This window comes from Cysteiniphilum sp., assembly GCF_057495195.1.
In genome coordinates this window covers 1-8,324 of sequence record NZ_JBXTEF010000121.1, presented here as the reverse complement: position 1 = coordinate 8,324, position 8,324 = coordinate 1, and the positions used below count along the sequence as shown (strand labels likewise).

Below are 8,324 nucleotides of genomic sequence, written 5' to 3'. Positions count from 1 at the left end.
AAAATGTGTGGAATCTGCTGTAAATGTTGATTGGCTTTATTTATCTCGGTAAATAACTGATCCAGTTTATTGGCAATACGTTTTTGTTCGTTGAGGGGGGGAATTAAAGTTCTTAATTTTTGTAGTCCTTCTTGAGTAATTTGTGGCTGAGCTGAGCCAGAAATTACTTCTCTAAAAGACGTAAATTTTAGAAAATAATAAAGATAATTGATCTCAATTTTATTTGAAAGATTATCTAACGACATTGCGTTACCATTAATATAAGCTTGTGGTACAGATTTGTGTACATTCCCGCAGGACGCTCCCCTACATGTAATCATTAATGTGGGCTCGCTATGTGTATATTTATTATAATACCCAATAACTCCATTAGCCCCATACACAGGGTAGCCTTTATTGACTAGCTCTTTTTTTGAAACAGTCTTCCATTGCTTAGGCGTTGATATTTCAAAAATTGAAGCATAACTCCAATTTCTTGGCAAACTCATACTTTTTCTGCCTGTTCTATTGAGTGATTATTATCATCATTATCTTTTAGTATTGTTAAGGTCTCTTTAAATGCATCCATCGCTTGAGTTAACTCAAACATAGCCTCGTTAATTAACACGTCAGGATCCGATAAATTTTCATGCGCTTGCGCATTCTTATCTTTAAGCCACGTAAGGTCTAATGAGTCATCCTTGGCTTTGATTTCCTCACGACTAAAACACTTAAATCGACATTGTGGCTCATCTTCAGTGGCTTGATAGTTTTCAATAAATGCCAGACGTGCTTTTTCATCGACACGGGTCAGATCATTGCCCACCGCCTGACAAAAGTCCCTCATATGCGTTTCACTAAACGGGTTACGTTTGCCAAACTGTGGCATATTAGTGCGTAGATCATAAACCCATACATTGTGTGTGTTATCTTGATCTTGCCTTTGATCTAATGGCTTTGAGAAAAATAGCACATTGGTCTTAACGCCTTGCGCATAGAAGATGCCTGTAGGCAGGCGCAAAATCGTATGCAGATGACATTTATGCATTAAATCTTGGCGAATGGTTTTGCCAACATTATCTTCAAACAATACATTATCTGGCAATACAATCGCTGCTCGAGCACCTGGTTTTAATAATCGATGATAGATTAGATGCAAGAAGGCTAATTGTTTATTACTGGTCGTATAGATCAAATCATCTCGAGTAGGCACACCACCACCTTGTTTTGTGCCAAATGGTGGATTGGCTAATACAAGACTCGCTTGTGGTAATATTTTGCCGTCATTACTTAACGTATCACCATATAAAATACCTGAAGTTGTATCATTAATGGCTAAGTTATGCAGCATCAAATTCATCATTGCTAAGCGTCGGGTATCGGGTACTAACTCCATCCCATAAAAAGTTTGGTGTTGGTATTTCTCATAAGCTGTTTCATCTAAGCTGTGTATATCATTATGTTCATTGATGTAGTGGTGAGCACTAATCAAAAAGCCACCGGTTCCTGCGGTTGGGTCGACAATGACATCATCAAGTTGCGGTTTTGTTAATGCCACCATTGTGTTAATCAGGGCTCGCGGGGTGAAGTATTGGCCTGCGCCTGATTTTTTCTCTGTGGCGTTGATTTCTAATAACCCTTCATACATATCGCCTAAGCCTTCAGCTTTTGCGCTATACCAATCGAGTTTATCAATATCATTAACTAGCTTGGTCAGTGTCGCAGGCTTACGGATAACAGTGTTAGCATTGCGATAAATTGATTGGGTTATTAATGATCCGTGCTTGCCTAAATATAGTAGTAGCTCTTTGTATTTATCTAGTCTTTGTGCATCATTATGATTTTCCAAATCTCGCCAACGATAGCCTTCTGGAATAAGTTCGTTTTGTCCTGTTTCTTCTACCATTTTTAAAAATATAAGAAAAGTGAGCTCATTAATATATTCATGGAAGGTTACCCCGTCATCTCTTAACACATGACAAAAACTCCATAATTTATTCACCAAATCTTGTGTACTCATATCACTCCTAGTAACACGTTAACTACTGCCATAGCGCCTTGTTAAATTGTTCAATTACATCATTAATCATCGGTTCTTTAAAAAGCTTATTCACTCTTTGAAAGCCACCTTGTTGTTCTTTGAAAATGCCTTGATCCAGAGATTCAACATCGACAATTGTATTGGCTTTCATTTGTTTGGCAATCAATTCAAGTAAATTTCTTTGTGGTGTTCCCCATGCATGCATGGTTAAAATTTTATCCAAAGCTTTATCTACGCGTTCTTCCCATGGAATAAGCGCCTCTCCAAGTGCTGCTTGGCGAATTAAGCCAATGATTCTTGAAGTAATCTCAACTTGTGTTACCTCGCTAAATGCACTTTGTAAATCCCTTTCTCTAAAATGATGGTGTTCTAGTTCAAGCAACAAGGCCTTTAAGTCTGACCGCTTTAATTGCCATGGCTTTTGCACAATAATACGCATTGCCATATTGTTGTTAACATTTGCTTTGACATAGTTCTTAAATCCAATGAGATAGTCTTCTGGCTTTTGTCCGTTACCATAACCTACTGTAATCTTGGCAAAATGATCCTCTCCGTCATGGATATAAACCCCTTGTTTCTTAATTGTGCCTTCCAGCTTTTTATCTAGGATCATGCTCACGCCAGGGTGATCATCAAACCATTGTGCACTTTGCTCAATACTCATTTGCTTTAAGGCATGAAGAAAGTCAGATACGCTTTGGCCTGCTAAGTGCTCAAATTGCGTGATATGCCATGGGCTTAGATGATGCTTTTTAGCTTGTAGTTTGGCAATAAACTGCGTCTTTGCTAGTAATTGCAATTCGGGTGCTACTGTTTGCTTGATTTCTTGTTCTAATTCAACAAAGCTTGCTTTCACTTTTGCTGCTTGATAAGGCATACTTGATAGTGGTGCTAATTTCTCATAGATGCCAACTGCATCATAAATATAAAATAAATCTTTGCCAATATTAGCACATAAGCGCGTTGCACGTCCGATCATTTGCTCATATAAAATGCGGCTATTGATGCGGCGTAAAAAAACCAGATTGCAAATTTCAGGGACATCAATACCTGTTGTCAGTAAGTCAACTGTTACAGCAATATTAGGTAGGCGATCATTTTTATATTTTTTGATTTTCTCTAGGGGTTGATCTGAGCTTCCGGTGATTTTTTGAATGGCATCATCTGATATTTTTCCATGGTAATTTTCAGCAACTTCTCTTAACGCCTCGACGACATCATCGGCATGCTTATTATCCACACAGAATATCAACGTCTTTTTATTTGAATATGGATCAATCTTATCCTCTTCGATTAAGAACTTAGCAATTGCCTTGGTATGCTCAGGCACAACAATTTTTTTATTGAAATCATCTACTTCAAAATCTATCTCATCTGGCGTTTTATAGAGCTCAACAACGCTTTTCTCTCGATCATAAACTTTAACTTCATCACCAACTTTATATTGAATACCGTTTTCTGAAAGCTCAGTAATCATATTAATGGGGGGATGGTAGTCACATAAATAGCCATCTAACACTGCTTCACTATAACTATAAGTAAAAATAGGAGCACCAAAGATTTCATTTGTATGTGGTGCAGGGGTTGCCGTTAATCCAATCTTAAATGCATCAAAATAATCAATGACACGTGTATATTTTGATTGATAATCTTCTTGATCGCGAAAGCTAAGCTCGACCTCGGACATCTCTTTATCCAATAAGTAACCACGGTGGCACTCATCAACAATGATACAATCATATTCACCAATTCCTGGCTTTTGTTCACCGTCTTTAGGGTAAATAATCCGTCTTGCTAAACCTTGAACGGTTGTAATGTGCACCTTTGTATCATCTTCAGGTTTTTTAAATTTCTGTTTATGGCGATCAATCCCCATAATGCCAAAAGTTTCAGCAAATGTGTTGGCGTTATCTAATCTGACTTCAGAGAAACTTTCTGTTGCTTGGACACCTAAAGCGCATCTATCTACCAGAAATAAGATGCGGCGAAAGCGCTGTGCCTTTAAAAAACGATACACCATAGCAATAGCTGTTTTTGTTTTTCCAGTGCCTGTAGCCATCGCAATCAACGCACAATCTTTACCCTCTTTAATTGCATACTCTACAGATTGAATAGCTTTTATTTGATAATCGCGAAGCTTAAGCTGGTAATACTCAAAACGCATGTTTTCAAGGACATGATTTGCTTTTTGTGGTGTTTGCTTTAAATATTGTTTTAGTTCTTGTGGTGAATACCAGCCTTCTTTGAGTGCCCGCCGTCTATTAGTATGATCTCGAACATCCAAAAACCAAGTGCCACTTTCTTGCTCAATCTGTTTTAAATACGGGCGTCCATTAGTTGAAAAAACCAAAGGGACTTTATACTCATTATGTTGTTTGCTCATTTCAAGTGTTGCATCTTCTTTGAAGTCTCTGGCATACCTTTTTGCTTGATCAATACAATCATACACATTTCGATTTCTTCTTTTGGCTTCAATGGTGGCTATGGGAGTAAGCCCAATAAACAAAACATAATCAGCATGCCCAGAAGCTGTTGGCCATTCGGCAATTGCACGATTTTTTCCTTTAATTGGTCGAGCACCTTTTGCATATCTTAAATTAACTGTGTCTGCTTCCCAACCACTATCCATAAGCTGTTGATCAATAAGAATACGGGTATCACTTTCACTTAGTTCAATTGTCGCACTTTCAATTTTTTGTTTTGTTTTTGCCTGTTGATCACTTGTTAAAGCTTCAAAAGCCTTACGATATTTATCGTTTTCCTCTTGTGCTTTTATTTTGTATTGAGCAAATTGCTCATCCGTTTCTATCGCCAAGTTTTCCCATGATTGGCGTTGTTTTTCAATTTCATCTGCTCTTAGCTTTTCTGCTTCTAGTTTTTGTTGTTGCAAGTCTTGGAGCTTTTGTACATGAGCGACTCTATCTTGAGCATGCGTATGCTTATTTTTAAGCTCAATAATCTGTTCTTCTAGTGCTCTGACTTTAATGGAAGGGTCAATGGGCTTTTCAAAACAAGGTATATTAATCTGTTGAAACGCATGATCTGCAAATGTTTTATGAAACCAAACACTTACAGCATAGCCTACCTGTAGCGCATTTAAGGCATCTTTGTGACTTTTAGACGTTACATCATGTATTGCTGAATTACCTAGCTTTCTTAATGTATTAAAGGCGGATTTAACGTCTCTGTTGAGTTTAATCGCGTAATCAAGCGCGATGATTAAATCTGATTGCGTTACATTTGCACCGCTTTGGACACCGACTCGAGAAGCTACCGCTTTTGCTAGCTCTTCTCCTAATTGGCGCATCTTCATCAGTGTTGTATTAGGATCATGTACAAAGCACTCCTCAGCGGTTTGTGCTAGACGTACCAATAGCTTGTTATGATACTTCAAAAAGCTAAAATTTTGTGATGAAGCCATTACTTAGACACCTCCAATGTTATTGCCTTTCATTCGTCACTTATTAAGACGAAATCCCCTATAAGAAAGTATTATAAATCATTTGTGTCAATCGTAAATCAATTTACGCGTTTTACGATGTTATCCCTATGCTGAAGCGTGGTGTAAAGAAATAAAAACAATCTCAAAAAAATCAAGGATGAAATTTGATCTTTTGAAATGTTGGACTAGGATTGTTGAGGCAACACTTATTCTGTTTATTTATCTATTGAGGGATCAATTATATTAACAGCCGACTTTTAGGGCTTGGTTTGAATGATTTGAAGGTATTGTGCTGTATGGTGGTATGTAGATGAAAATCGTGAATTTTGAGTTAAATAAGCAGGTTGAAAAAAGTAAAACAGGGAAGTTTAATAAAAGACGCGCATATCTTGTGATGCTCGCTCTATCGATTATCTGTGCCTTAGCTTTTAGTGCATATATGGCGCATCAGATGGAAATAAAGCAAATTGGAGAGCAAGTAGCAAAAGCATTGCAGGAAAAATATGGAGAACCTTTTGGTGTAACCGATGGGCGATATATCTCTCAACTAAAAACATATGAGTATAAAGCATACCCCGTTGCGGCATCAAATTTTAGATTTAGTGTGTGGGCAGATGCTTCTGACCATAGCATTACCAGAGACACCTATAAACGCAAAAAAACCAATTATGAGTTTTGGCTAATGCTTAAGCCTTATGTCGATAGAATTAGTCAAAATTATGCAGGTGGTAGTGCAGGCATAGGCACGAGAGGAGGGACGGAAGCAGAAAAGCAAGATAGGGATGCGCTATATGATTTATACCACAATGAAATGCCACTAATACCATGGATTGAAAAGCATAAAAAAGTCTTAACAATGGGCGTTGGTGCATTTTTTAATATGCCGCTTAATACTACGACAAAGCAAAGGATTTATCAGCAAACGTATGAATTACTTCAGCGGCTTAAGCAGATGGAAATATACGATATCAACATTGAGTTTAGGTTTTTTGATATGCCGAATAAGGATATTCACGCAATCTATGATAAATATAAACGAGGTATTCAAATTTACTATAGTCGCTATTATATTGGGGTTTTGAGCATTCAATCTCATCGCTATATCAGTGAACCAAATAACCCTAAGGCAAATAAATATGGTTTTGTTAGTTATAGTGATCTGGATCAAATACATTCGATCAAAGATATTGGTAAGTTCCTAAAAGAGTTTAAACCTAACTATTACGAAGCAGCGTTAAAACATAGTGAATTTAATGATTTAAAAGCAATGGCTAAGGAGAGAGATGATGAATAAGAAAATTAGAGCTAAAGATGCATGTATATTGAGTGAACAGTCTCGTGAGATTGCTGATTTAGACTCAAATTTAGACTCAAATGAGACGAATCCATTAGCATTTTTACTATTTATCTTTTTTGCTTTCTTGGAGGCGGCTTTTGTTGTTATCTATGCTGCATATTATGATTCTCTGTCTATATTAGTTTTTTATTTGACACTTTTTATGATAGCGATTGGTTGCTTAGTATTGTGGAATAAAAAAAATCAGTTGAAACCTACAAATTTAATTGTTTTTATTTTATATGTTTTATATTCGCTATTTATTCTTCATTTGCCAACTATTGTGGGTGGAAATTTATCATATTCATTTAATTGGTTTATAGCAGTTTATTTATTCTGGTACCCTATTCACATGCTTATCTTTAAATTATACCAATTGCGGAAAAAAAATAGATCATGCATTGAGGTTCTCTTTTATTTTCGCATGTCAGCCATTAGTTTTTGGGCGGCATACTTTGCTTACTTTTTTTGTATGTTAATGATGTTTGGTTGTTGTCCTGAGAAGAATGACTTGGGTTGGTCTTTAATTATAGTTCCAGTTATAACAATTGAGTTTGGTGTGATTTTTTTGTCATGGCTAGTTTTTATAGATTGGGAAAGGGCAGTAATATTAAAGGTTTTAATAATACATGTCTTAGTTACTCTATTATTTTTAGGAGTATTAGGTTTGCTATTGTTTTTAATGTTTAACTTTTAACTTTTAGGAGGTATGAGATATGAGCAAATGTTATAAAGTTTATATATATTCAGATGGTGCATTAAGTGGAAATATTTTAGGCTATCACACATGGGTTAAGATAATTAATTGTCAAACAGGCGATAGTTATACCTATAGCTATGGTGCTGAAGACTCAGGGAGTTTTAGAGATGGAGAGCCTGCTGATAGGGAAGCAAGGGTACCTCAATATAGTGGTTATATTACTGAAGCACAATTTAATGCAATGCGAGAGAAAGGTAATGACTTAGACAAAAACTCTCCGCCATACAGGCTACTTCAAGACGGTGGAGATAACTGCGTGAGTGTAACATCCTTAATATTAGAGGCGGGAGGTGTCAATCTATTGAAAGGATTATTATCGCCTAGTCAAGTAATTGATGTGATAGATATTTTAAATTCGATTACAGGAGGGGAAAATGCGTTATTAGATCGAGAAAAATATTGGGAATATATGTTTGAAAAAATTATGAATATGGGGTCACCAGAAGATAGAAAGTTCTTGGCACTCTTAGCTCATAAGCTGGCTGACCTTGCAACTGATCACTACTTTAAGCAGCTTGATAGCTTAAACAATAATGAGGAAGGTACTGTTATTAACCCCACTGGAATATACAACGTTATAGATGAAATTTTAGCTGGAGATTTTGATATTAATGACTTTATTGACAGCATTGTAAATACAGACTTCAACACCGCAGCCAATGTGACACCGCGACGCAGGGATCCTCTGATTTTTGATTTAGATGGAGATGGCATTGAAACCGTAGCTGCTGATGGCAGTGTGCTATTTGATCACAATGGAGATGGA

The 8,324-nt window shown here is 36.6% G+C and carries 5 protein-coding genes and 1 pseudogene; 3 read left to right on the top strand and 3 right to left on the bottom strand.

Going from position 1 to position 8,324, the window contains the following annotated elements; genetic code table 11:
• The 3 genes from ACY10D_RS10505 to hsdR form a co-directional block, all read right to left on the bottom strand.
• Nucleotides 1–488: restriction endonuclease subunit S (locus ACY10D_RS10505; RefSeq protein WP_487000686.1), on the bottom strand; the 488-nt coding region annotated here is incomplete at its 3' end.
• On the bottom strand, nt 485–1,999 hold the full coding sequence (locus ACY10D_RS10500; protein WP_487000685.1) for a class I SAM-dependent DNA methyltransferase: 1,515 nt from the start codon (nt 1,997–1,999) through the stop codon (nt 485–487). The genes ACY10D_RS10505 and ACY10D_RS10500, both read right to left, overlap by 4 nt.
• A gap of 22 nt (nt 2,000–2,021) precedes the next feature.
• Nucleotides 2,022–5,441, bottom strand: coding sequence for a type I restriction-modification system endonuclease (hsdR, locus tag ACY10D_RS10495; RefSeq protein WP_487000684.1), 3,420 nt, complete (start codon nt 5,439–5,441; stop codon nt 2,022–2,024).
• A 331-nt stretch (nt 5,442–5,772) separates the two neighbouring features.
• Here hsdR and ACY10D_RS10490 point away from each other — a divergent pair, with 331 nt between their 5' ends.
• The 3 genes and pseudogenes from ACY10D_RS10490 to ACY10D_RS10480 form a co-directional block, all read left to right on the top strand.
• Nucleotides 5,773–6,756: a hypothetical protein gene (locus ACY10D_RS10490; RefSeq protein WP_487000683.1), complete on the top strand. Its 984-nt coding sequence runs from the start codon at nt 5,773–5,775 to the stop codon at nt 6,754–6,756.
• Nucleotides 6,749–7,495 carry a hypothetical protein gene (locus ACY10D_RS10485; protein ID WP_487000682.1) on the top strand — a complete coding sequence of 249 codons (747 nt, stop codon included), beginning with the start codon at nt 6,749–6,751 and terminating at the stop codon, nt 7,493–7,495. Before ACY10D_RS10490 ends, ACY10D_RS10485 begins: the two co-directional genes overlap by 8 nt.
• Nucleotides 7,496–7,514: 19 nt before the next feature.
• A pseudogene (locus tag ACY10D_RS10480) lies at nt 7,515–8,324 on the top strand (hypothetical protein); the annotation flags it as partial.